The 24,225-nt window shown below is 41.6% G+C and carries 22 protein-coding genes and 1 pseudogene; 16 read left to right on the forward strand and 7 right to left on the reverse strand.

Going from position 1 to position 24,225, the window contains the following annotated elements:
• A pseudogene (locus ACTB1O_RS04665) lies at nucleotides 1–565 on the reverse strand (efflux RND transporter permease subunit); the annotation flags it as partial.
• 133 nt (nucleotides 566–698) lie between these two features.
• The gene (locus tag ACTB1O_RS04670) at nucleotides 699–1,136 is read right to left on the reverse strand and encodes a hypothetical protein (protein WP_462993977.1); all 438 of its coding nucleotides are present in this window, start codon (nucleotides 1,134–1,136) and stop codon (nucleotides 699–701) included.
• A gap of 268 nt (nucleotides 1,137–1,404) precedes the next feature.
• Here ACTB1O_RS04670 and ACTB1O_RS04675 point away from each other — a divergent pair, with 268 nt between their 5' ends.
• The gene (locus ACTB1O_RS04675) at nucleotides 1,405–2,154 is read left to right on the forward strand and encodes a TrmB family transcriptional regulator (RefSeq protein WP_462993978.1); all 750 of its coding nucleotides are present in this window, start codon (nucleotides 1,405–1,407) and stop codon (nucleotides 2,152–2,154) included.
• 20 nt (nucleotides 2,155–2,174) lie between these two features.
• On the forward strand, nucleotides 2,175–2,774 hold the full coding sequence (locus ACTB1O_RS04680; protein ID WP_462993979.1) for a DUF2115 domain-containing protein: 600 nt from the start codon (nucleotides 2,175–2,177) through the stop codon (nucleotides 2,772–2,774).
• A gap of 5 nt (nucleotides 2,775–2,779) precedes the next feature.
• Here the strand turns inward: ACTB1O_RS04680 and ACTB1O_RS04685 are convergent, their stop codons facing one another.
• Entirely contained in the window at nucleotides 2,780–4,909 is a 2,130-nt protein-coding gene (locus ACTB1O_RS04685; protein ID WP_462993980.1) for a PAS domain S-box protein, read from the reverse strand.
• A gap of 350 nt (nucleotides 4,910–5,259) precedes the next feature.
• On the opposite strand from ACTB1O_RS04685, the gene ACTB1O_RS04690 reads away from it, so the two are divergent.
• Nucleotides 5,260–6,852 carry a hypothetical protein gene (locus ACTB1O_RS04690; protein WP_462993981.1) on the forward strand — a complete coding sequence of 531 codons (1,593 nt, stop codon included), beginning with the start codon at nucleotides 5,260–5,262 and terminating at the stop codon, nucleotides 6,850–6,852.
• Nucleotides 6,853–6,928: 76 nt separating this feature from the next.
• Nucleotides 6,929–7,678, forward strand: a complete 750-nt coding sequence (gpmA, locus tag ACTB1O_RS04695; RefSeq protein ID WP_462993982.1) for a 2,3-diphosphoglycerate-dependent phosphoglycerate mutase — start codon at nucleotides 6,929–6,931, stop codon at nucleotides 7,676–7,678.
• 42 nt (nucleotides 7,679–7,720) lie between these two features.
• Here gpmA and ACTB1O_RS04700 read toward each other — a convergent pair whose 3' ends face one another.
• Both ACTB1O_RS04700 and ACTB1O_RS04705 read right to left on the reverse strand, forming a co-directional pair.
• A complete protein-coding gene (locus ACTB1O_RS04700; protein ID WP_462993983.1) occupies nucleotides 7,721–9,088 on the reverse strand; it encodes a PKD domain-containing protein in 1,368 nt (455 codons plus the stop codon).
• Complete coding sequence (locus ACTB1O_RS04705) at nucleotides 9,066–10,847, reverse strand: YIP1 family protein (RefSeq protein ID WP_462993984.1); 1,782 nt, start codon at nucleotides 10,845–10,847, stop codon at nucleotides 9,066–9,068. The genes ACTB1O_RS04700 and ACTB1O_RS04705 overlap by 23 nt, the downstream gene beginning before the upstream one ends.
• A 436-nt stretch (nucleotides 10,848–11,283) precedes the next feature.
• On the opposite strand from ACTB1O_RS04705, the gene ACTB1O_RS04710 reads away from it, so the two are divergent.
• The 3 genes from ACTB1O_RS04710 to ACTB1O_RS04720 all read left to right on the forward strand — a co-directional run bounded on the left by ACTB1O_RS04710 (nucleotide 11,284) and on the right by ACTB1O_RS04720 (nucleotide 15,142).
• On the forward strand, nucleotides 11,284–12,606 hold the full coding sequence (locus ACTB1O_RS04710; protein ID WP_462993985.1) for a PEGA domain-containing protein: 1,323 nt from the start codon (nucleotides 11,284–11,286) through the stop codon (nucleotides 12,604–12,606).
• 98 nt (nucleotides 12,607–12,704) lie between these two features.
• Complete coding sequence (locus ACTB1O_RS04715) at nucleotides 12,705–13,586, forward strand: bifunctional methionine sulfoxide reductase B/A protein (RefSeq protein WP_462993986.1); 882 nt, start codon at nucleotides 12,705–12,707, stop codon at nucleotides 13,584–13,586.
• 95 nt (nucleotides 13,587–13,681) lie between these two features.
• On the forward strand, nucleotides 13,682–15,142 hold the full coding sequence (locus ACTB1O_RS04720) for an MFS transporter (protein WP_462993987.1): 1,461 nt from the start codon (nucleotides 13,682–13,684) through the stop codon (nucleotides 15,140–15,142).
• An 8-nt stretch (nucleotides 15,143–15,150) separates the two neighbouring features.
• Here the strand turns inward: ACTB1O_RS04720 and ACTB1O_RS04725 are convergent, their stop codons facing one another.
• Complete coding sequence (locus ACTB1O_RS04725; protein ID WP_462993988.1) at nucleotides 15,151–16,872, reverse strand: response regulator; 1,722 nt, start codon at nucleotides 16,870–16,872, stop codon at nucleotides 15,151–15,153.
• Between the two features lie 184 nt (nucleotides 16,873–17,056).
• Nucleotides 17,057–17,839, reverse strand: coding sequence for a DUF2115 domain-containing protein (locus ACTB1O_RS04730; RefSeq protein ID WP_462993989.1), 783 nt, complete (start codon nucleotides 17,837–17,839; stop codon nucleotides 17,057–17,059).
• Nucleotides 17,840–17,946: 107 nt separating this feature from the next.
• Between ACTB1O_RS04730 and ACTB1O_RS04735 the strand changes: the two genes are divergently transcribed.
• The 9 genes from ACTB1O_RS04735 to ACTB1O_RS04775 all read left to right on the forward strand — a co-directional run bounded on the left by ACTB1O_RS04735 (nucleotide 17,947) and on the right by ACTB1O_RS04775 (nucleotide 24,213).
• Entirely contained in the window at nucleotides 17,947–18,597 is a 651-nt protein-coding gene (locus tag ACTB1O_RS04735) for a metal-dependent transcriptional regulator (protein WP_462993990.1), read from the forward strand.
• Nucleotides 18,598–18,624: 27 nt separating this feature from the next.
• Nucleotides 18,625–20,478: a ferrous iron transport protein B gene (gene feoB / locus ACTB1O_RS04740; RefSeq protein ID WP_462993991.1), complete on the forward strand. Its 1,854-nt coding sequence runs from the start codon at nucleotides 18,625–18,627 to the stop codon at nucleotides 20,476–20,478.
• Between the two features lie 100 nt (nucleotides 20,479–20,578).
• The gene (locus tag ACTB1O_RS04745; protein ID WP_462993992.1) at nucleotides 20,579–21,034 is read left to right on the forward strand and encodes a hydrogenase maturation protease; all 456 of its coding nucleotides are present in this window, start codon (nucleotides 20,579–20,581) and stop codon (nucleotides 21,032–21,034) included.
• A gap of 125 nt (nucleotides 21,035–21,159) precedes the next feature.
• A complete protein-coding gene (locus ACTB1O_RS04750; RefSeq protein ID WP_462993993.1) occupies nucleotides 21,160–21,813 on the forward strand; it encodes a hypothetical protein in 654 nt (217 codons plus the stop codon).
• Nucleotides 21,810–22,349 (forward strand): hypothetical protein, encoded by a 540-nt coding sequence (locus ACTB1O_RS04755; RefSeq protein WP_462993994.1) that lies wholly within the window; start codon nucleotides 21,810–21,812, stop codon nucleotides 22,347–22,349. Before ACTB1O_RS04750 ends, ACTB1O_RS04755 begins: the two co-directional genes overlap by 4 nt.
• 30 nt (nucleotides 22,350–22,379) lie before the next feature.
• Nucleotides 22,380–23,183 (forward strand): cell division ATPase MinD, encoded by an 804-nt coding sequence (minD, locus tag ACTB1O_RS04760; protein ID WP_462993995.1) that lies wholly within the window; start codon nucleotides 22,380–22,382, stop codon nucleotides 23,181–23,183.
• A complete protein-coding gene (locus ACTB1O_RS04765) occupies nucleotides 23,173–23,367 on the forward strand; it encodes a hypothetical protein (RefSeq protein WP_462993996.1) in 195 nt (64 codons plus the stop codon). Before minD ends, ACTB1O_RS04765 begins: the two co-directional genes overlap by 11 nt.
• A gap of 34 nt (nucleotides 23,368–23,401) precedes the next feature.
• A complete protein-coding gene (locus tag ACTB1O_RS04770) occupies nucleotides 23,402–23,647 on the forward strand; it encodes a 4Fe-4S dicluster domain-containing protein (protein WP_462993997.1) in 246 nt (81 codons plus the stop codon).
• Between the two features lie 2 nt (nucleotides 23,648–23,649).
• A complete protein-coding gene (locus ACTB1O_RS04775) occupies nucleotides 23,650–24,213 on the forward strand; it encodes a hydrocarbon binding protein (contains V4R domain) (RefSeq protein WP_462993998.1) in 564 nt (187 codons plus the stop codon).
• Nucleotides 24,214–24,225: the final 12 nt, after the last annotated feature.

Raw genomic sequence — 24,225 nt, forward strand, 5'->3', positions numbered from 1 at the left:
TGTGCTCTTCCGATCTGGCAAGACCGATGAGAGTCCCCATACTGCTGCCCATATCCTCCTGCATCTCAACCGAAAATGCAGGGCTTCCGGAGGCTGTTATAGTTATCCCTGCCGGTGGCGGTGAAAATGATAAAAGTGAATCTATGCTGTGTACGATACCTGTCTGTGATTCATCAGAAATTCCGGCCTCAAGAGGAATGGATACAAGTGTCATCGTCTTTGACGGAACAAGCAGACTTACATATTCTTCAGGTGCAGAATCCAAAATAGCACTTATATCAGCCTTGTTCTGCGGCAAAACCCCTCCGTTTTGCTGCTTTAAAAGATCAGGAAGACCTGTTACACCGGCAATATATCTCTCGTTTATTATGTCCTCTTCAAGAGTTTCGAGATATTTTATAACATCAGGTGTTGTTATATCCGCACCCTCAACAATGAGAATTATTGAATCCGATCCAAATTCATCTGCGTAGTGGACCATCAGGGACCCGACAGGTTTGTCAGTGTAAAGATAGGTCTCAGTCCCGGTCTTCATTGTCGTCAGCGTGGCGCCGTACATCGCCATTAACAGTACTGCGACTACTATCCCCGCAACAAGAAACGGCCTTTTATTAATGGAGCCCGCTATTAACTCAAATGGTGATCTCAGGATAATCAGGCCTCCGCCATGTATTCCGTATATTTATTATTCATATTTTTCAGGCCTTCAGAGAAGAATATTCCTTAAATATTTCATTTTTATCAGGAATAATTGTTTTTGTCAGATCGTGGAAAATATCATATTCCGGCATGTAATCGGCAATAATTCCTGCGGTGATTTCAGCCGCAATCTGACTTTCATCTTTTTTTGAAATTACAATCCCCATACTTTTTGCATAGCTGCACATCTTTTCATTATCAAAAATTACAAAACTGCCGCCGGACTGCAATTTTGGTTTATTTATCATCCCTGTTACATCCTTTAAGAGGTATTCGGAGATGCTGCCCTCATTTACAAATATAAGATGCAGAAATTCCGTAAAATGCATATAAACCCGCGGCGGGGTAAATCCTGCATCTTCCCAGATTCCTGCAGTCTCCGGACAATTATCCTCAGGAAATGAATAAACGCTACAGGAATTAATTACTCTCCTCATTTTCAAACTTCTCCAGACTAAAAACCCATGTTCAGATAAAAACTCCCGTGCAGTCTTCAAAATCTTATAGATCTTTTGAGGAATCAGATATTAAAAGATCTACAACTACAGGAGTTTCTATCCAATACCCAGGCAATCCGGGCTTTTAAAATAATGTTGTTCTGCTAAAAACCTATCAGATAATTACATCTCTGCTTCGCATTTTCTGCTGCTTAAATTATATAACACACAGATGCGTATTAATTATATTAAACTTAGGGAGTTGTAAATGGTTGAAAGCGTAATAAATACCCTTAAAAAACTGGGATTCACAGAATATGAGGCTAAAGCCTATATTTCACTCACGGGTTTCGGGATGGCAACAGCCCGTGAGATTCATGAACAGAGCGGCGTTCCCCAGGGAAGAATATACTCGGTTTTAAAGAGTCTTTCCGACCGAAATTTTATCGAAGTTCAGGAGGGAAACCCGTCATATTACTATGCCGAAAATCCGGGTGAAATACTTGGTAAACTAAAAACAGAGATGAATAATTCAATAAACGAGTCAATAAATTATCTCTCAAATCTTCATCTCAACTCAAAACCCCCTTCAATGATATGGGCGATTCACTCGGAATGGGGTATAAAAAACAGAATAAAAACCCTCATGCTAAGTGCAGATAAAGAGATTCTTATCTGGGTGCATGACTATTCCCTCTTCGGGTGGATAAGGCCGGAGTTAAAAAAGATAAAGAAAAAAATAAATGTTGAGATATATGCAAAAAACAAGGCTGATTTTACCGGAACAAATCTCAGGGTGACTGAATTCAGCGATATGATGAATTCTCTTGAAAGAGGAATTGCATCCATAGAGAATAAAAATATGCCAACTCCCGAGGGGAAACTGTTTATGATTATTGACGAATCAACAGGATTTTTTATTGGAAAAACTGAAGGAAAAGTCATAGGAACAGTAATTCAGATCCCGCAGCTGACTTACATGTTAAAAACACTGATGATGAGTCTTGATAAGAAATAAAAAATTACTGGTTTTGAAATATGGTGTCCCGGGCTGAAGACTACAAAAAAATAATGCAGGTCGCCGATACGATGAAAACGTTTCGGAAAAAAGGTGAGCTCGGCCGTTTTCTGGCAGAAGAGCTTCTTAAGTATCATATGCATGATCTCCAGATAATTGCTGCAAGAGCAAGGGATGAGATAGATATACTTCCGATGCCGTACAGGGAAAAATTCAGACCACATGCGAAGAAATGGTTCTTCGGGCGCTATCACAGACTTATTCTTAATTACCGGGAGGGTAAGTTTGAAAAGAGCAATGAGCCGATTACAGATTTAAAGACCTATCTTGAATTCTGCGACATGATACCAAAGGGCTGCTTTGACCCGGATAAAGAGAAACACAGACTTGTCGAAGAAAAAAAAGCGCCTTATTACGATCTCTTCTACTACCTCCTGAGTGCATTCGCAATGTTTGTCACAGATGAGCCGGGCCATCCTGTGGGAACACCTTTTCCCGGCGGTTTTGAGGTTACAAAAAATGAAAACGGATTTTTCTGCCCGATACGTGATAAGGAAGAGGAAATATTCCATTCAATATGCAACTTCTGTCCTGCAAAACAGGACGAAAAAAACCTCTGAAATAATTATTTATTATTCTTTTTAGGCCACTTCATAACCCATTTTGTTCCGTTATCTCCTGAAAAAGAGACAGTTCCCATAAGCTGGAGTCTGACAATATTTGAGATTACTTTCATTCCAAGTGTAGAGGACTCCTCCGGAACAATATTTTTTGGAATACCGCAGCCGTCATCTGCAATAACAAGAGAATAATCATTCCCGTCACACTGCATATCAATTGTAATTTTACCCTCAGACATGCCGGAAAATGCGTATTTCATCGAATTAGTCAGTATTTCATTTATAACAAGGCTGCAGGGAATTGCAGAGTTTATGTCAATAATACACCCGGAAGTATCTATATCAAGAGAGATCACTGCAGCGGGTGAATAGGAGATAAGAACAGACTCAAAGAGGCTTCTGAAGTGCTCATCAGCATCCATCCCTGCAACATTTTCGGAATGATAGAGGCTTTCGTGAACGATAACCATCGACTGAATTCTGTTTTCCGCCTCATTTAAAAAGTTCAGTGCATCCTCATCCTTTATTCTGCTCTTTTCAATCTCAAGGATTCCGGATATGACGGCAAGATTGTTTTTCACCCTGTGATGAACCTCCTGGAGAAGAACATTCTTCTCCTCAAGTGACTTTCTTAAGTTCTCCTTTGTCATCTTTATATCAGTAATATCCTGCATTACACCAAGTATTATAGCAGAATCATTTTTTGGGTCCTTTATCGCCACCTTGCTTACTATCATATTTCGCGGGCTTCTGTTTTTAAAGGAAAGTCCGGATTCATATATCTGTATTCCTGACATCGAAAGGGTCATATCATCTCTTTTGGTCTGTTCGGCAGCTGATTTCTCATCTAAAAATTCAGATGCGGTTTTTCCTAAAATGAAATCCTTTTTCTTTCCCAGCAGATTTGCAAATGCCCGGTTGCAGCCGATATATACACCGTTTTTATCTTTATAGTAAACAGGAAGGGGTATTGTTTCAAGGAGAGTTTCAAAAAATTTTGCCTGTTCTGCAATTTTTATCCCGGCATCGACATCCTTTGTAATATCAAGAATTGTTCCCAGGGAACGGATAATTTCCCCGCTTTCAGTTGTGTAGTGATGACATCTGGAATGAACCCATCTTTCCTCCCCGTCTCCTCTGATAATGATGTATTTCATAGAAAAGTCCTTTTTTTCATATACTGAACTTTCATATTCCAAAAGGTACTTCTCCTGATAATCAGGGTGAATGAATCTTTTAAAATCATCCGGGTTTATTGTCATATCAGAAGAGCGGGGTATCATAAATATCCTGAATGTCTCATCCGACCATGACTGAATACCGGTCGTTGCATCAATTTCCCAGTATCCGAGACGGGCAATCTTCTGGGACTCTTCCAGTTTCCACCTGTTCTCAAGGATCTTCTTTTCCACCTCCAGTCTGGTTTCAATATTATGGGCAACTGTTACGTGGACAGTTTTCTTCCCGGTCTCATAAGTATGGGTACTTAATTCAAACGGAACTTTCGTGCCGTCTTTTTTCGCAATCATTACATTGAATGAATCAGGATAATTGAAACCGTGATACTGTCCGGCAAGGCTTACTTTTTCCCTGTCTTCAGGTACGGCAAGATCTTTTAAAGATAGTTCCAGGAATTCCTTCTTTTTATACCCAAGTGAGTCACAGGCCATAACATTACAGTCTGTAATATTTTCGGTATATCTGTCATTATCTGTTTCACTTACAAAAATCGCATCCGAGAGATTGTTAAAGAGATTAAGATATCTGATCTTCTCAGAATACATCTGCTTTGAAAGATAAGAGACCACTCCGCCGGTGATAATAAAAATTAAGATTCTTACGACAGCATCAACATATAAACCGGAGACCGGTTCAATCATTATCCAAAACGTAATAAAATACGATATTGAGATGATTGTGGCAAACATGACACCTTTTCCGGGATATCTGTAGGCAAAAAGAATTATCGGGATATATAACAGACTCGGAAAGACTGTTACCCGGGATATGTTATGGAATACCAAAATTATAAAAAAAGAAAGAAAAGTACTGATAATTATTCCATAATCAAGGATATTGTAACCTTTCCGGCACAATTTATCTATCTTCCAAAAGGCATTCGTATTATTATCCAACTCACATATCCCCCATAGTATATGGTTTTCAAAGAGAAATTTACAGATAATTTACCAGTTATAAACTCTGCAAAAAATTATTGTCCCCCCGCAAAAAACCTGAACACTTTTTTTGATTATTTCTACCGGAAAGGCAGTCAGCTAATTCTAAACTTATGCATAACAATAATATAAACTATATCCTGATTTTTATTTTAATAAAAAACCCCGTTTAAAAAAGATTTTTTAGCTATATATCTGCAAAATCCCATATTTCATGGCTTTTTCCCGGGATTTTACATTTTGGTATTATTATCATTTATCAGGGAATCATTTATGATTTCATTTGTCCTACATTTTAAACAGTAAATATGTACAAACCTCAATTAAATCCCGGAGAAGAAATTATCAGAATTTCACCGGATGTCACTGTAAAAAACGCTTCTTTTGACGCAGTTCTTACAAATAAAAGAATAATTTTTGCAAAAAAAACAGATGATCTCTATGAGAAAAAAGAGCTTGTATTTCCCCTAAATCTTGTAAGGAGATTTGAGCCCCGGGCTGATCAGGCAGGAACACCGACAATTGAATTTTCAATCCAAAAGCCGGCCGGAGATCTTGGGGATCTTATCTTAAGATTCACCCAGACAGGAGATTACCGCTATTCAGAAAGAGACGACTGGATTGAAAAATTAAAACGGGTAGCCCCTCCCGAACCTGATATGCGGTCACCGGTTTCAGGTTTTCAGCCGCAGCAGAGACCATCGCAGACTCCGCCGTATACACCACAGTATGAAGATATTCCCGGAAGAGACCAGGGATTCACCAATGCCCCCTATCCTCCCCCCGGGGAAAGATTTGGCCAGGTGCCGCAACCTGAGCCACAGCAATATGGTGAACAGACACGTTATCCTCCACAGGGGATGCCGCCTGTTATGCCCGGAGAAGACAGAATACCACCCAGGCCCCCTCAAAGAATGCCTGTACCGCCGGCAAATGAGCAGCAGGCCTCCCGGGCCCCGTCTTTCTGCCGTTTTTGCGGCGCAAACATGCCTGCAGGGTCAATGTTCTGCCCTTCATGCGGTAAAAAGGCTGAGGCAGCAGCAACACCGGCACAACAGGAATACGCAAGACCCCCCGCGCCACCTTCAGGGCAGCGTCCGCCTGTTCCTCCGGTCTCAGACCCTTATGCACAAAGAAGACCACCGGCACCACCATATGGTGCACCGGCGGGGGGAATCACTCTTGCAGACGACCCTGATTACATGAATTTAAAGAGGCAGGCGAGAGGAAAACCACCAAAGCAGAGCAGAACACCATCTCCGGGTAAAATTCAAAAAGAACAGCAGAAAGCATACCGCCTTGCCGAAAAGCAGAGGTTAAAAGATGCAAAACTTGCTGAACGGGAACACAAAAAAGGGAGGAGAGGATCAGGGAGAGAGGATTACGATCCTTACGGCTACAAAGAGAGCAGAATACCGGAAGGTCTTCCGAAGATTCTGGGAATCATTGTGGCAGTCGTTGTTGTTCTTGCAGTGGCTGCATACGCTGTTAACAGCGGAATGCTGGCAGGTTCCGGATCATCTGCTGCGCCATCAGGTACTGCTGCAACAGTTTCACCCACAACTTCGACCGGCTCTGCTACCGGCGGCACAACCACCGTCTCTGAGAGCTTTGGAACATGGAATATTCAGATAATCTATTCAGGGGAATGGTCGGGAAGCTACACAGTAAACGGAGTTACAACAACAATAACAGATGATGAAGGATTAACTGAGATGTTTGGTTATAAGCAGATCACACTTAACAGTCCTTCAGGAACAATTGAGGTGAAAGCTACAAAAGAAGACAGCGGAACAGGTGTTTTAATGGTCGACATTATAAACCAGAAGGGAAAATACGCTGCATCCGAGAGCACAGGCTCTGAATACGGAACAGTTACCGCATCCGCAACAGTATCATAATAACCATAACCTATACAATCACTTTTTTTCTACTATCAGCACAAACTAATTATAAATACCCGGAGTTTTTTTTAAAATGTACAAAATCGTCCTGCTTCGCCATGGTGAAAGCGTTTGGAACAAGGAGAACCGTTTTACGGGCTGGACTGATGTTGATCTCTCAGAGAAGGGTCTTTTGGAGGCACATTCGGCCGGAGAACTTCTGAAAAAAGAGGGCTACACATTTGACATGGCGTACACATCTGTTCTGAAACGGGCAATAAGAACGCTGTGGATAACACTTGATGAGATGGATCTCATGTGGATTCCCGTTGTCCGCTCATGGAGACTAAATGAACGCCATTACGGAGCGCTTCAGGGACTCAACAAGGCAGAAACCGCTGCAAAATACGGCGACGACCAGGTCTTTATATGGCGCAGGAGTTATACCACGCCCCCTGATAAGCTGACACAGGATGACCCGCGAAATCCGGCAAACGACAGACGCTATAATGAACTCAGACCTGAGGAGATGCCGCTTACAGAGTGTCTTAAGGATACAGTTGCAAGGGTTTTGCCAATCTGGGAGAAAGAGATTGCAACTTCTGTAAAATCAGGGAAAAGAATCTTAATAGCCGCCCACGGAAACAGCATAAGAGCGCTTGTAAAAATTATTGATGAGGTCTCGGATGACGATATTGCGCAGGTGAACATCCCGACAGGAGTTCCTCTTGTGTACGAACTTGATGAAAACCTAAAACCACTCCGTCATTATTTCCTCGGGGATCAGGAAGCGATAAAAGCCGCAATGGATGCCGTTTCAAAACAGGGAAAGGCAGAAAAATAATTTTTTTTGAAAAATTTTTTTCCTTTTTTATTTTTGACTTTTTCAGGATAAATGGGTCATTAAATAGAGATATTCCTTGTAAAAACCATATAATCTCCCGATCTCTGTTCTGAAAAATTCCGTTCCCGGAATTCCAAATATCTTTGTTCCGGGCACAGTGAGAGCGGAATTTACAGCAGTGGTTGTGACTTCTGTGGTATCAATGTCATAAGTGGGAGCCGCAGTCGTTGCGGTGGATTTAGGGGTTGCGGTGAGTGTCGGTGTATCAGTTGAAACCTCAATATAATCTTCTTTGGTTAAACTATCCTTATATCCATCCGGCCCTGTGATTGTCAGTTTTATATCATATAATCCTGGATATCGGAAAATATGTTCAGGATTTGCAGTATCATCACTTTTACCATCCCCAAACGTCCAGTAATATGAAGTTATATCTCCTGTTGAAGTACTTGTGAATTTTACAGTCAGAGGTCCTTTTCCTGAACGCTGATCAGAATCTGCATAAAATGAAGCTGTCAGATTTTTAACAACAATATTCCTCTCATCCGTACTTGACTTTCCGTTTCCTGTCGCTGTGAGCACAACAGTATAATTGCCAGGCTTTTGGAAAGTGTGCTCTGGATTCTGATCATCGGAGAGAGAAGTATAATCACCAAAATTCCAGCTCCATCCGGAAATGTTTCCTGCCGCAATTGTCGACTGGTCAGTAAATTTAACAGACAAAGGTGCCTTTCCTGTGGTAACATTAGTAGTGAATAATGCAACAGGCCAGGGTTTTGTGACAATAATGTCCTTTGAAGGTGTACTTGTCTCTCCAATACCCCGGGTCACAGTCAGTACAACTGAATAAACATCATCTGTTTCAAATGTGTGAGTGACAGTGGCGGTTGCAGGATTGTCATCACTTTGATCCCCAAAAGTCCAGCCCGTTATAAGATGCCTCCCCAGAGTTGTATCTTCAAAAGTAACCGTCAGAGGATAAGATCCTGATGTGACAGACGCAGTAAAAGATCCTATCAATTCCGGCTCTTCAAGAGTTATCAATCGGGATGTACTAACAGTCCCCCCTCCGTATGTCTCATCTTTTGTCACATTTAATGCAATCATGTATTCAAGTGGTTCACTTATTGAAGGAAAAGAATCTGCAGAATATGTATGAGTCACAGTCTGGCCTGTTCCAACAGCACTCCCGTCTCCAAAATTCCATACCCACTGACTGTCTTCTGTTGCAGTAGCATCTGAAATTGAACCTGTAAACGTAACTTCAAGATATGAATCATTATTGATATTTCCCTGCTGTTCTGCAAATGAAACATCAGCCGCCGACGCACAGCCTGCCATTAAAGCCAGTGCAATAAAAAAGGTAACAAAAATCCGGAATCTTATCTCACGCACCTCCGAATATCGCAAAACTACTCTCTCCTGATATTATAAAGAAATAAAATACTATCAGTGCCAGAACGGCAGGAATTGCGGCTGCAATCAGAGCCTGCATCCCCGACAGGTCATATGTCTCACCAATACCTGTAAACTGGAGATAAAATGCCCATAAAGGCATCAGAAATATTCCGATAACCGGAATTATCCCGCCCGCAATAAAAGCAACAGATGAGTACATTGCAATTCTTATGCCGTCATTTATCTCACTTCTGTACCCGAGTATCCCCACACTCAAATGCAGAAGTACTCCGTAAATCAGCGTCATTACAGCAAGAAATACAGCCATCTCAACTGCGAAGAAGAACGCTGTCCCAAATTCCGCAAATGTACTCAGAACAGGATATGTTGCCGGATCTAAGGACTTTGTATACCAGTTTAAAAACAGGGTATTTCCCAGCGCAAATATCAGAATTGAGATTATAAAGACCGGCGCTGCATCAACTGCATCCTGCCCCTTTGTCATCTGATATGTACGGCCCGGTGATGTGATGAATCCGATAAGTCTTCCGGCAGCGGAATTCTCTGACATGAGCGGCCCTCCGCCACTCTTTCCAAAGATATCCTCTCCGGCAGGCTTTCGTCTTCTTGGCGCCTTTTTGACCCTCGCCTTTTTTTTGGGAGCCCTTCTTTTCTGAGGTGCCGGTGCATACATCGTATCACTCCCGTATGGATCACCGGCACCATAAGGTTCAGAGTCAATAATTCCACCCGAAGACATGGAATAATCAGGATTTGGTGCATGTGACTGTGGATTAGGGATGTGATCTGCTATAGAAGAACCACAGTTTCCGCAGAATTTCGAACCGGGGGGAAGAGGGGCGTTGCACTGCGGACATACATCCGGAGAACCTCCAAAACCGGGTGGTCTTGCAGAAAAACCTCCCTGAGGCGGGACAAATCCTGACTGCGGGGTGCATTCGGCTTCTGTCGGCCTGTAAAGTTCACCCACGCTTCCGGTTGCAAGAATATCCTGAATTGCACGGGTCCAGGTCTCACGCTCACCCCACCGGTTTTTGTCATACCATTGTGAAAATTTAAGAACCATTCTCCTGATATTGCCGTTCTGGGCTTCAACAAGAAGAGCTATTGCAGGCTCTCCCTGATCTCCGGTTTCGCCCTCGGCACTTCTGACTGCCGCCAGCGGAATAGAAGACGGCTTATTGGTACGGTTTGGATCTGTAAGTGTAATCTTTTCGATTGTAAGAGAGACTGTATATTCCTGTGATTTTACTACCACATTTGCAGCAGTAAGAATGGCATCTCCGGGACCCCGTGCCGGTGCCTGTCCGAAATCTCCGGGATTCTGATATGGCTGACCCGGCTGACTCTGCTGACCAAAGCCAAAATCTCCCCCTGGAAATCCGGACTGCGGGGGCTTTGGTGCAGTTCTGACAGTCGTCCGGGATTCTGATATGACACCCTCAAGAACTTTTTTCAGCTGATCGCGTTCCTTATCCCTGATTCCGGAAAATTCCTGTGTGAAGGCAATTACCATCTTCTTCTGGCTGCCGTCAGGTGCTGAAAGGGATAGTTTGAGCACAGGATCGTCTGCAAAATTCGTTCCCTTACCTACTGAGCGGATTACCTGAAGTGGAACAATAACAGGAGATGTTTTTCCGCCATTGTCCTTTAATAATAAAAGCCTCTTATTCGTCAGAAACAATCTGAAATCTATTGATTTCACTTCTACATTTGGTATTTCGGCGAGAACACCCTCATCACCATCCAAATCAGGAAGATTCGTTATGATCACCCATATATATTATCCGTATACGGAGAGGACACTTCGTCCCCCGCATTGTTATTTACAGCTAATCTCAGAAGATATCTTCTTTACAATGAAAAACAACTGCGACATCTTTTAGCAGGCAACTCATGAAACGGGCGTTTCAAAAGTATTTCATTAAAAATTCAAAATGTCTTATGCTCTTATTATAATGAAATAGTTCTCTTCCGGAATTATGAATAGATTTGTATTTATAGATAAAAGGGTTTGCTGTCGAAAAGAAAGGATTAAACCCCTTCTGACATTCACAGAGAATATACGCCGGATTAATCCCTGACAAATCCCCAGGTATTAAAGACCCTTGTTTGGGATTTTTCTGAACTCTAAAAATCCCCCACTCTCAGCAATGTATATCTTTTTGGAAATGGATTAGATTATTATGAAGCAGAATATTATATCCGGAATGCTTGTGCTTGCTATCGCCTCTTTATGCGCATTATCGGCTCCTGCCGGTGCTGTCGGCGGTGATCAGGCATGGTACAACGTCCACTGCAATATAGATGGTGCAAACGTCTACTTCGACGGCAACTACATGGGCCAGACAGCTGCCGGTGTCCTTTCTGTCGGAGTTTATACTACAGGAACACCTTATTCACAGGTTTCTGTTCAGAAATCCGGATATTACACAGGCACAACAAACCTTCCTGCAACACCTGCTGCGGGACAGACTGCCGACGTATATGTAACACTGAATCCAATGCCAACAACAAGTCCCACAGGCTCTGATACCGGCGGATTATACATAACAACCTCACCAACAGGTGCAAGAATCCACTTAAACAACGTCTACCAGGGAGTATCCCCTATCTCACTTTCAGGACTCAGACCTGATACATACACTGTGGAAGCGGAAATGAGCGGATATGAGACTGCACAGACAAGTGTTTCTGTCTCCGGCGGATATACGCAAAACGTCTTTCTGAGTCTTTCATCACCGGGATCGGTATCAGTGACCTCCGAACCCACAGATGCCTATGTTTCAGTAAACGGAAAAAATGTCGGAAAGACTCCTTATGTTATCACCGGCCTTTCATCAGGAAGCCATGAGATAGTGGTCTCAAAGAACGGGTACTACAACTACAAAAAGACTGTAAATGTAATCGAGGGAACACAGCTCTCAGTCTATGCAGTCCTAAACCCGATATCGGTCAACAACGAGATACTTGTGACATCCGATCCTTACGGGGCAAAGATCTTTTTAGACGGAGTCTATGTCGGGGAGACGATGAACGGTGTCTCATATCCTGTGGAAAACGTTGCACAGGGACAGCATCAGGTAAAACTGACGCTTTCAGGATATCCCGACTACGTCACATATGTGACAATGACAGGGACACCTGTTAATGTCTTTGCTGAAATGGGATCAACTCCTTCCACAAATACAGGCTCACTGACAGTATCCTCAACACCAACAGGTGCAATGATATTTTTGGATGATGTGTACACCGGAACACTGACCCCTTATACAAAAACCGGTGTTTCGCCCGGAGAGCACACGGTAATGCTGCGTCTCTCGGGATATTCAGATACATACTCTAAAATTACAGTATATGCAGGACAGACAGCAACTCTTTCCATGGGACTTGTGCCTGCGGGTTCAGGCAGTACGACACCTGTTCCAACACAGTCGTCTCCCGGATTTATTGCAGTTCTTGCTTTTTCAGGAATATTTGCGGCATATATTGTGATGAAAAAACAATAACCTCCCCCCTTACTTTTTTTAAATTTTAAAACACCGGTTTCATCATCAGTTATATATCCGGCGAGAGTTATCTAAGGATAAATAACGGAGGGGTTGTAATGTCAGAAATCCGGAATAATAAAGACGGATACAGGGAGCTTGATTCAGAGGAAAGAAGGATTATAATCAATAAAGGAACCGAGCTTCCGTTCAGGGGAAAATATTTTGATTTTTTTGAGGACGGAATCTACACCTGCAAAAGATGCGGTGCAATGCTTTACTCATCAAAGGATAAGTTCAAATGCGGATGCGGGTGGCCTTCATTTGACGATTGCATGAAGGGAGCAGTGAAAAAATCCGAGGACGCTGACGGAGTCAGAACAGAGATTTTATGTGCAAACTGCGGTGCCCATCTGGGTCATGTATTCAAAGGCGAGCACTTAACGCCCAGAAACATAAGGCACTGCGTAAACTCGGTTTCACTTTTATTCATTCCAAAAAATCAGATTAATTTTGGAGAGGCTTATTTTGCCGGAGGATGCTTCTGGGGAGTGCAATTCTGCATGGAAGATATTGACGGCGTTATTTCAACATCAGTCGGTTATATGGGAGGAAATGTGTTAGATCCAACTTATTCAGACGTATGCACCGGAAAGACAGGCCATGCCGAGACAGTCTTTGTCTGCTATGACCCTGTAAGAATTACGTTTGAGACACTCACAAAACACTTCTTTGAGATTCATGATCCGACACAGACTGACGGACAGGGCCCTGATGTAGGAAGCCAGTACAGATCGGCGATATTCTACACAAACAACGAGGATAAAAAAGCTGCGGAAAAGCTCAAAAAAAGACTTGAAGACAAGGGTCTTTTTATTGCGACGATAATTGAACCGGCCGGGCATTTCTGGAAGGCTGAGGACTACCACCAGGATTATTTTAAAAACAAGGGAATAAATCACAGCTGCCATATTCCCGTCTTTAAGTGGGACGGACCTTAAAAAACCAAATCCGTTTCATACAGCATTAAAAATGAGTCATTTTAATTACATTTAAGGGAAGAATATCTTTCCCTGAAAAAATACCGGACAGCACAGTGAAAAGACAAACGATGATTAAAAACAATAAAATTCTTCTTTTTACAATAGCCCTTGCAGCTTTTATGGGCTCGCTTGACGTAACAATAGTCAATATTGCCCTTCCTTCAATATCGTCGGGCTACGGAATATCAACCGGACTTGTAAGCTGGGTATCCCTTGTATATCTAATTGTTCTGAGCAGTTTCATGCTCATGTCCGGAAAAATTGCTGCCAGCTGCGGATATAAAAAGATGTTTGTCCGGGGATTTGTTATATTTACGACAGGCTCACTTCTATGCGGCGTTGCCCCTCTTATATTCAGTGCATTTCTGCCTCTCATTCTTTTCAGGATTTTTCAGGCGCTCGGGGCATCTGTAATGTCCGCTCTTGCACCGGGAATGGTTGCACTTTATCTTCCCGGGGATATGAGGACGAAAGGTCTTTCCTTCATTGTAATTATGGCATCGGCAGGACTTGCGGCAGGACCTTTCCTCGGAGGCATTCTCACAGAGTATGCCGGATGGCACTGGGTTTTTTTAATAAACGTGCCTGTCGGAATTCTGGCAGTAATATGCGGAGTCCTTCTTATTCCAAAAGACACTGCCACGGGAAGTTTAAAGGGTTTTGATGTTGCAGGCTCCTTTCTGATTTTATTATCTCTTTCCGCCGGTATATTTGCGGTTAACATGGGCAGTGAGCTCGGATGGAATTCAATTATCATAACAGGCGCAGCACTTATATCAGTAATATCCCTTGTATTATTTTACTTAAATGAGAGAAAGCACAAAAATCCGCTGCTTGACCTGAAGATGTTTAAAAGCAGGGCTTTTTCTTATGCAAACTCCGCTGCCCTGATAATAATGCTCGTATTTACCGGAGCATCATTTTTATTCCCGTTCTATCTTGAATACATAGAAGGACTCAGCCCGTCAGTATCCGGAATTATACTCATAATACCATCGGCTGCAATGATTGCAGGCGGCGTTCTTGCAGGAGTTATCTCTGATAAGGCGGGCAGCAGAAACCTGTGTACCGCATCGGCCGTTCTCTGCGGCATATCCTTTGTCCTGTTCACAATGCTCTCTGATGTCACATCATATCTCTTCCTCTTTTCAGGTCTGTTTCTGCTCGGACTCTCAACAGGAATATTTATTCCGGCAAACAGCAGCCTCCTGTTTTCACATTCAAAGGATTATGAGCCGGGGGTTGTATCGGCACTCATGGTAACTGTAAGGGATACAGGTGCATCATTTGGTGTCGCCGTCTTTGAAACGGTGTTTGCTGCAGTCATCTATTCTAAAATATCAGCAGCAGGAATCACGGGTACTGCTCCTGATATGATAAACACAGAAATTCTTGCAGAAGGATTTAAGTACACATTCCTGGCAGGTGCAGTTATCTGTATTCTCGCAGTTATATTCTCATTATATGCAAAAGTGCCGGATGAAAAAAAGACTGAAAAATTAGTGAATCATTAAAGGGAATATTATTCAGAGTAAATCTTTTCAGGAATCTCAATTACGAATTTTACTCCCTGCCCAAAAATACCGGTTTCATGAATTTCAAGACCTGTAATTGAAAGAATCTCCCTTATAAGAAACAGACCAAGGCCTGTGTTTTTGCCGTAACCCTGTTTGAAGATTATGCTTTTTTCCTCATCTTTGATACCGACACCGTCATCCTCATATATGAGTCTGATTCCATGCGGTGTTTTCTCAGAATATAGGAATATTTTTGATATTTTCCTGCCGTACCTGACTGAATTTTCAATGAGATTGTAAAATACCTTTTCAAGAAGGGGATCAGCAAAAATTTTCAGATTCCCGCACCGGTTTACAATATTTATCCCTTTCAGATCAAGGCTTTTTTCTGCCATTTCTATCAGATCTGTCACATTCTGCCATTTCGGTGCCTGGAGGCCAACATCCTGATAATCTCTTGTAAAGCTTATCTGGTGATATATGGTGTCTGCCGCTGCCTTCTGCTTTTCAAGGAAAACTCTCTTTTCTCCATCTTCTGAAAGATCCAGAGATATTTCAAGATATCCCTGGAGAATTGTCATCTGATTGAGGATATCATGCCTCGTAATGCTGTTTAAAAGATTTATTTTTTTATTCGCCTCAATCAGACTCTTTTCAGTGATCTTCTGATCAGTTACATTTGTTGATACAACAGTTACAGCAACCACATCACCTGTTGAAATATCCTTAACGGGGCAGAATCTTCTTGTAAAATGCGAGTTTCCGGACAGATACTCATCTTTTAGCAGCTCACCGGTTTCAAAGACCTGACTTACTATACGGGAGAAATTCTCATTCTTGCCTTTGGGATGAAACTCATCATAGCTTCTTCCGATGAATGTATCTTCAGAGTTTATCCCGAGTCTTTGCAGATGTTGTGTGTTAATTGAAAGATATTTGCAGTTCTCATCGACTATGTATATCGAATCATCCTCAATATCCCCGGCTGTTTCTGTTATATCCTTTGAAATAACACTGGATGCAATTATCTTTTCGTCATTTATACTTCTTACAGGACTGAAAACCCGGATATATTTCCTGTCGCCTTTTTCATATATCTCCTCAAATTCTTCTCCGGTAGAAAATACTTTAAAGACTTTGTCTGAGAACCTTTCGGACTCTTCAGGAGTATGAAAATCCCCATACCTTATGCCCCTGTACATTTCACTCGTTCTGCCAATTCTCTCAAGATGTTTTTGATTCATGAAAAGGTATCGGCAGTCCGCATCCACCATATATATTGAGTCGTCCATGGACTCGATTAGTGAGCGGTATTTTGCCTCATGGAAATTATCATCGTTTCTGCCTCCTTTATGAGTCGCAGCCATGGATATTATCTCTTCAAGCCTGTTTACCTGTTCAGAAAAGTTCTGGTTTTTAAGCAAAAAATAATCAACACCCTCGTTTATGGCATCGACTGCAATTTTATCCCTGCATAATCCGCTTAAAAGAATAAACGGAACTTCACTCCCGGATTCTCTTAGATTCCTGAGAAGCTCAATACCAGTCATCCCGGGTATATTGTAATCCGAAATTATCGCATCAAAATCAGATTCAGAGACTTTTTTGATGGCCTCATGTGGAGAAGTGCAACACTCAAGCTTTATATCCCCGTTATTCTTCCCGATAAGCCCTTCAAAAAGCTCCAGAACAACCGGCTCATCGTCAACAACAAGAACAGACTTCAAAATTAAACCTCAGAATTTTTTAAAATTTTAAATTTATTCAAAATTTTAATTGGTTTTTTACAAAGATAAAATTTGAGTTTGTTCATAATCAAAGAAAAATTAAAGTCAGGGAAAGCTATTTCTTCTCGTTTTGCATGAAAGGAGAAGAAATATTGATTGAAGTTTATTTCTTCTTTAAGGGAATTTATCCCTTAAAATTTGTAAAATAGTTCTGTATATGCCCTTGCTTTTTTCTCTTATCACGCTGTTTTTTGGTATAAAGAAGCATTGACTCGGGAGACTGTTTTGCCGGACAGAAGGGGCATATTGAATATATAACATCGTCTGCCTTATCCCTTACAGGACAGTAATATGTTTTGTAATCCTTCTCCACCTCATGCCTGCCCGGGAAAGGCGTTCCGACAGGATGGCCCGGCTCTTCCAGTACAAACATCCTGAAACCGGCCAGAAGAAATTTCAGAAATAAAAGCTGCGGATCGCCCTTTGAAGCCTTTGCCCTGCATGCCTCAGGAACCATAAGCCAGTACTGGGAAGACTCTTTTACAGGTGCCGAACGATAATCCGAATAATTCCTCTTATCTTTCATAATTCTTATATTGTGATGTGTGTCGAATATCTGCTCATGCATCTTTTTTAAGAGTTTTCTCCTGTAATTCTCATTGATATGGATGGTTTTTTCTGTTATATTTTCCATCATATGGCGGAGGGCTTTTAGGGGAAACTTTTCAACCTCACATCCGATCACATCAATCAGCTGGTTTTTTGAATTTGCCTCTGAAAGAACAGTGCAGACAATTGTAATATTATGAATATTTTCGGAGTATTTTGAGAGAACCGGACCTGCATCCTTAATATCAACACCCGATGTTCTCAAAAGAAGAGAATATGCCAGAGCGTCATCTCTCTCTTTTTTTTTCTTCTTATCATCTCTGTCTAAAATAATTCCAAATAAAGACCGGAACCTCAAACCCTCTGCCACCTCTTAATTTAATATCTGTATGATTTTTAGGTTTTTACTCTTTTTCCTAATAATACCAATCTTTTTCTTATTTTATGCAGACATTATGTAGATCTATGCAGACAAACGAATCCGAAGATTACCTTGAGGCAATAATTAATCACTCATTCATATCTATAACACAAAATTCCCTTGAGAATCTTTCAAAAGTTCTGGAAAAGAAACCTTTGGAGATAGAAAAGGATTTGTCTGAACTCCAAAAACTCGGATATCTGATAATCGGGGAAGACAAAAGTGTTACTCTGACAGACGAGGGAAGAAAAACCGGAGAATGTATAATAAAAAAACACCGCGTTTTAGAGTCATTCTTAACAGAAATGCTTGGGATGGAGCCTGATGCCGCGTCAAAGGAGGCATGCACACTTGAACACGGCGCATCAGACGATACAATAAAACGTCTCCAAAACTATCTCGGAGGTCCCGGCAGATGCAGAAGACAGAGAAAGGAAAATGAAGGATTCTGTTATGCAGATAACTGTTCGGGCTCTCCTCTTACATGTTTTTTTGAGAATGATACAGTAAAGATACTCTGCACAAAAGGGGGTCCGGGACGCACAAACAGACTTCATGATCTCGGAGTGATACCGAAAGAGACGATAAAAATTAAACGAAGGCTCTCGAACGGGGCGATGGTTGTCACAATCAAATCATGCGAAGTGGCATTAAGTCCCGAGATTGCATCATCGGTCTTTGTTGAGAAAATATAAATAATAAAATAAAAAGGAGGACTTTTTTTGAAATTTGGTCTTATCGGGAATCCTAATGTGGGAAAATCCTTAATTTTCAACATTCTTACCGGAATCGGTGTTGAGATCTCAAACTTTCCCGGAACAACTATCGGAATGTATTCCGGAAACGTCTGCTATCAGCGTGAAAAATTTGAAGTCGTTGATTTTCCCGGTGTTTACTCACTGGACGGACTATCAGAGGAAGAATCAGAAGTCCGCCGCTGTCTCATAAACAAAGATGTTGACACGTTAATTGCAGTACTTGACGCAAATCACCTTGAGAGAAATCTCTACCTGCTGTTGCAGATTGCCGAGTTTGGGATTCCCACAGTTGTTGTCTTAAATATGACAGACGAGGCAGAAAAGAAGGGGCTTTTTATTGATACAGAAAAACTCTCTGAAATACTCGGATGTGATGTTCTTGCAACAGCCGCTATTGAAGGGAGAAATATTGAAAAGATAATTCCCCTGGCTATTGAGAAGTCATGCACACCAAAACACAGCGTACCTTATGACAAACATATAGAGGCAGCTGTGAGAAGTCTTGAAAAGATTGGCGGCTGTGAGAGAGTCGAGGCACTTTTATCAATTCTGGGAATAGGAGAAGATGAAGAACTAATAGATTCTGCAAAGACAATTTCAAAAGAGATTGAAGAGCAGCACAGGATGTCAGTCCACCAGATTATTGCCGCAAACAGGCATAATGACGCCAAAAATATTGCAGATAAAGTGGCAAAACATGGAGAGTCAAAAATTACGGGAAACATCGACAGACTCCTTACAAGAACAATTCCCGGTGTGCCGATTATGGCAGTTGTTCTCATATCAACGCTTCTTTGTGTATTTATTATCGGATCATTTTTAGAAGAGATAATAGTCGGATTGTTTGATGAATTTTTGATTGCGCCAATGTACACACTTGGTCTTTCACCTTTCTGGGAGCAGATTGCATTCTCGCTTTTGATTGCAGTTGAGGCAGGACTCGGTATTGCATTTCCGTTTGTCTTTGTTTTCTATATGATTGTATCAGTCCTTGAAGACACCGGCTATATGACAAGGGCGGCATTTCTCGCTGACAGGGCAATGCACAAAGTCGGGATGCACGGGCAGGCCTTAATTCCGATGGTTCTCGGATTCGGATGCAACGTTCCGGCCATAATGAGTATCAGGCAGCTTTCAAAGAGAGAGAGATTTATTGCATCATTTCTTATCACAATGGTTCCGTGTTCTGCCAGAACCGTGATAATAGCCGGAATTGTGGCAGTATTTGTCGGAATCACAGCAGCTCTTTCGATATACCTTCTGGTATTCGTTTTAATAATCCTCACAGGATTTGTCCTCACAAGATTTGCCCCCGGTGATCAGTTCGGGATGATTCTTGAGATGGTTCCGATGAGAAAACCGAGACTTAAGCAGACCCTCCAGAGGGCGTGGCTCAGAATGAAGGAATTTTTATTCATAGCAATGCCGCTTCTGCTTGTAAGCAGCGTTTTTCTGGGAGTGTTACAATACACAGGCGCAATACAGGCATTTCAGGACATATTTGCGCTGTATATGGAATCTCTCCTCGGCCTTCCCGCTTATGCCTCAACATCACTTCTCTTTGGAATACTAAGAAAGGAGATGGCATTTGAGACACTTGCAATACTGGCAGGAACAGCAGATTTGGGATCTGTAATGACTTCGGCACAGCTGTACATATTTGCAGTTGTGAGTGTCCTCTTTGTCCCGTGCATATCAACAATAGCTGTTCTTTACAAAGAGATGGGACTTAAGATTGCGTTTATGGTGTCTTTCTACACGCTATGTCTCGGACTTTGTGCAGGAATAATTCTGAATTTTCTTTTTTCAGTGATTTAGAGTGGAAATATTCTCATCTCATTTTGCTCTTTTAACAAAACAGTATACAACCGGCCCATTCGTCAGAAATATAGCCAAAAAGAACCAAAAAGGATTTAAGATGAACAGATCTGTAAAAAAAACAAGAATATTCGGGTGTGGAAATCCTCTTATGGGAAATGACGGAGCCGGAGTGCGCACTATACAAAGACTCAGAGAGATAAGGCCTGATCTTGATCTGGTGGATGGCGGAACAGGAGGTCTGGGTCTTATCGGGGATATGGACGGGTTTGACCGGATTATAATTGTTGATGCCATGCTTGGAATCGGGAAGAAAAAAGGCGATATCAAAATATTTTATGATACTCCGCCTGTGATTCCGTCCACAATGTCTCTTCATGACGCAGGAATATCCGAGGTTATTGAGGTTGCAAAGGAGATTATTCCGGGAATTGAGATAATAACCATAGGAATTGAGGTTGATTTCGTTGAAGAGTACAGCGAGGATATCGACCCCGAGGTTATGGAGGGAATTGAGAAAGCATGCGGGAGTATAATAAAGATTTTTGAAAAATAAAATAGCTTTTTAAAAAAAAACACAAATCTCCGTTTTTTATAATCAAAAACAGATTATTATCTATAAATTTTTTACAAAAATAAAATAAGAAGATTAATATTAGTGATTATACATCAGTGATCATTATGCAACTGCCAAGGGGCAGATTTGAACGGTTTGTTCGCAATGTTACAATAAGGGATATTTTCAACGAACTTGGTGAAAACAAATTTTCCGGTTGCTGTTCGGGAATATTCGGAGAATCTCAGGGGGAGCTGATCTTTGATCAGGGAGAAACAATTCTTGCTGAATCTCAGGACAATTCAGGTTCAAAAGTCCTCTTTGAAATTTTTTCCGATCCGGACGGCCTTGTTACGGCAGAGTTGTCAGTGTACAATGAGTCACAGATCAAACTTTCAAAAGAGTTTAATCCGAAGTTTCTAATAAGCCAGGAAGATTTTAATTTGGCAGTTTCATCACTTTGCGCAGAAAAATTATCCAAAAAAAAGGAAACTGAGCGAAAAGAAAAGCCTGCTTCAAAAAGTCCAAAAACTGAACGAAAAGAAAAGTCTGCTTTTATAAGTCCGAAAACAAAGCCCGCAGAGTCTGCCGGCAGTATTCAGGACGAAAAAGCCGGTGAAAAAAAGGAAGAGGAAGAGGGGGAATTTGAGCTTTCACTCAATGAATCCGATCTTGAATCAATAAACAAGAACTTCCGTGAGAATGCAAGGGAAATTCTGAAGAGAATCCATCTTGACCATCTTATTGAAAATGAAAAATCCGGAGACAAAGAAGAATGAACATTGATCCAACAATATATGCAAATCTGATGCTTACAGCTATTGCAGTATTACTGTTTTTATTATTTTTAACAGGCATTCTGATCCTGGTCCGCCTTAAAAAGGCATTTCCTGTTAAAATTGAGGAAAAAACAGAGAAGCTGCTCAAAAAGGCACAGAAAGGAGTTATTAACGAGGAACCAAAGGAAGAAGAAAAAGAGGAGGAATCTGATCCCTCAAAGATGTACAGGGACAAATCCATTGAACAGAATTTAATTGAGCTTTTTAAGCACTATAGTCTGACCTCTTTTACAATGGCAACATCTGACGGCCTTGTGATAAGTTCAACCGATCCAAATCCTGACGAGGATGCGGCAAATTACAGTTATCTGTATCTTCAGGGAGAGCAGCCCGAGTCTGCAAATGTAAGATTAATAGGGGTTCCCCATAAGGGAGGAACAGTTGTGGGAATAATTAAATCCGAAGATGACCTGTCTGAGAAAGATCTTGTTTTAATTGAACGTGATATCAGATATATTCTCAGAAGAAATCTTTAAAAATTGTATATTTTAGGGGTTAAAAAATATATGACAACCGTATTTACAATTGCATCTGGCAAAGGGGGTACAGGAAAGACCACAGTTACTTCAAATCTGGGTTCCATGCTTGCCTACCACAAGAAAAAAACATATATCCTGGACTCGGACATGGGGATGGCCAACCTGGGACTTGTTCTCGGCCTCGAAAATATGCCGATAACGCTTCATGAGGTGCTTGCAGGAAAAGCTGACATACATGAAGCAATATATGACGGTCCGTTCGGGGTTTCTGTTATACCGAGCGGACTTTCACTGGAGGGGTTTAAAAGCTCTGATCCCGGCCGGTTAAAAGATGTCTTAAATGATATAATTGATGAATGTGATTTCCTCATCATTGATGCCCCTGCAGGGATCAACCATGACGGAATCATCCCTCTCGCAGTTGCGGATGAGGTAATTCTGGTTGTAAACCCGGATATATCATCAATTGTTGATGCATTAAAAACAAAGATGCTCACCGAGATGATAGGGGGGAAAATCCGCGGTGCGATAATCAACCGTGTGGGTACTATTAATGATACAACAACACGTGACCAGATCGGAAAGATGCTGGGTGTCCCAATCATTGGAATGATACCTGAGGACATAAATGTCCGGCGTGCATCTGCAAGCCGCTCGCCTATTGTTGTAAAGTATCCGACATCGGATGCATCAAGAGCATTCAGACGTATTTCAAGCTCTATTATCGGAATAGATTACAAAGAGGACGATTTGAAAATAGCAAAAAAGAAAGAAAAATTCATAGAAAGATTTGCAAAAGCATTATTCCCCGGAGGTAAAGATGTCAATTGATGTTGTTTTAATTTTAGGACTCGCAGTTTTAAACCTGATATTTCTCTTTATAATATATGTAATGTATGTCCGCATCCGCCAGCTTTTAAAAGATGTAACAGACTTAAAATCAAGAATGGAATTCTCTGACAACGAAATTGAAATTTTAGCCGAAGCTGTTCGCGGAATTAGCGGGATGAAGTGATTTTATAAAAAATCTTCTTTGGTGGTGAAAAAACATGATAGAGATACATGTAGATAAAGATTCATGCGTCGGATGCGGTCTGTGCGTTAAGGACTGCCCGATGAACGTTTATGAACTAATAGACGAACAAAGCGTCCCGGTAAGACCACAGGACTGTATGGGATGTCTTTCCTGTCACGAGATATGTCCTGCACAGGCCCTTGAACATAAGGGAATTTACGCTGCAAAAAGGCACTATATCGACATCAGGGTATGTGAAATGTTAAAGAAGGTGATATGACTATGACTGCAAGTTACATTGACGAACTACATGACAAGTTTAATTCGGACATTACATACAAATCCGAGGATATCCCTCTCCAGTGCATCCCTCCGGCAAAGGAGATGGAGGCGACACTTCACGGCGTTATGAAGCTAAACGGTCTTGTTATCCGTTCCTTAGAGGAGATTGCGGGAAGAGGCGCAAATGCGGTAACATTCAGGGCAGGAAAGAAATTCGGCCATGAAGTTGCCAAATACTTCCAGAAAAGAGAGGATATTGAAGATGCACTCCATGAACTCTCTGACCTGCTTCAGGGACAATACAGCTTTGAGGTCTGGAAACCGGCAGACAGCGACACCTTCATAATAGAAGAAAACGGTGAGAGATTTATCTATCTCGTATTCCATGACTGTATCGTGAGACAGACCCTCAGAAGAAACGGCCAGGAGCAGGAAGGGCCTTTGTGCCAGACTCTCTGCGGATATGTTGTCGGAGCAATAGAAGAGATCACAGGTTCCCGTGTAAAGCTTGATATAATGCATACCGGACCGAACGCATGCTTAAAAAAGCTTATTTTAAAGTAAGGTGTGGTAAAT

It is taken from the genome of Methanomicrobium sp., from assembly GCF_055145805.1.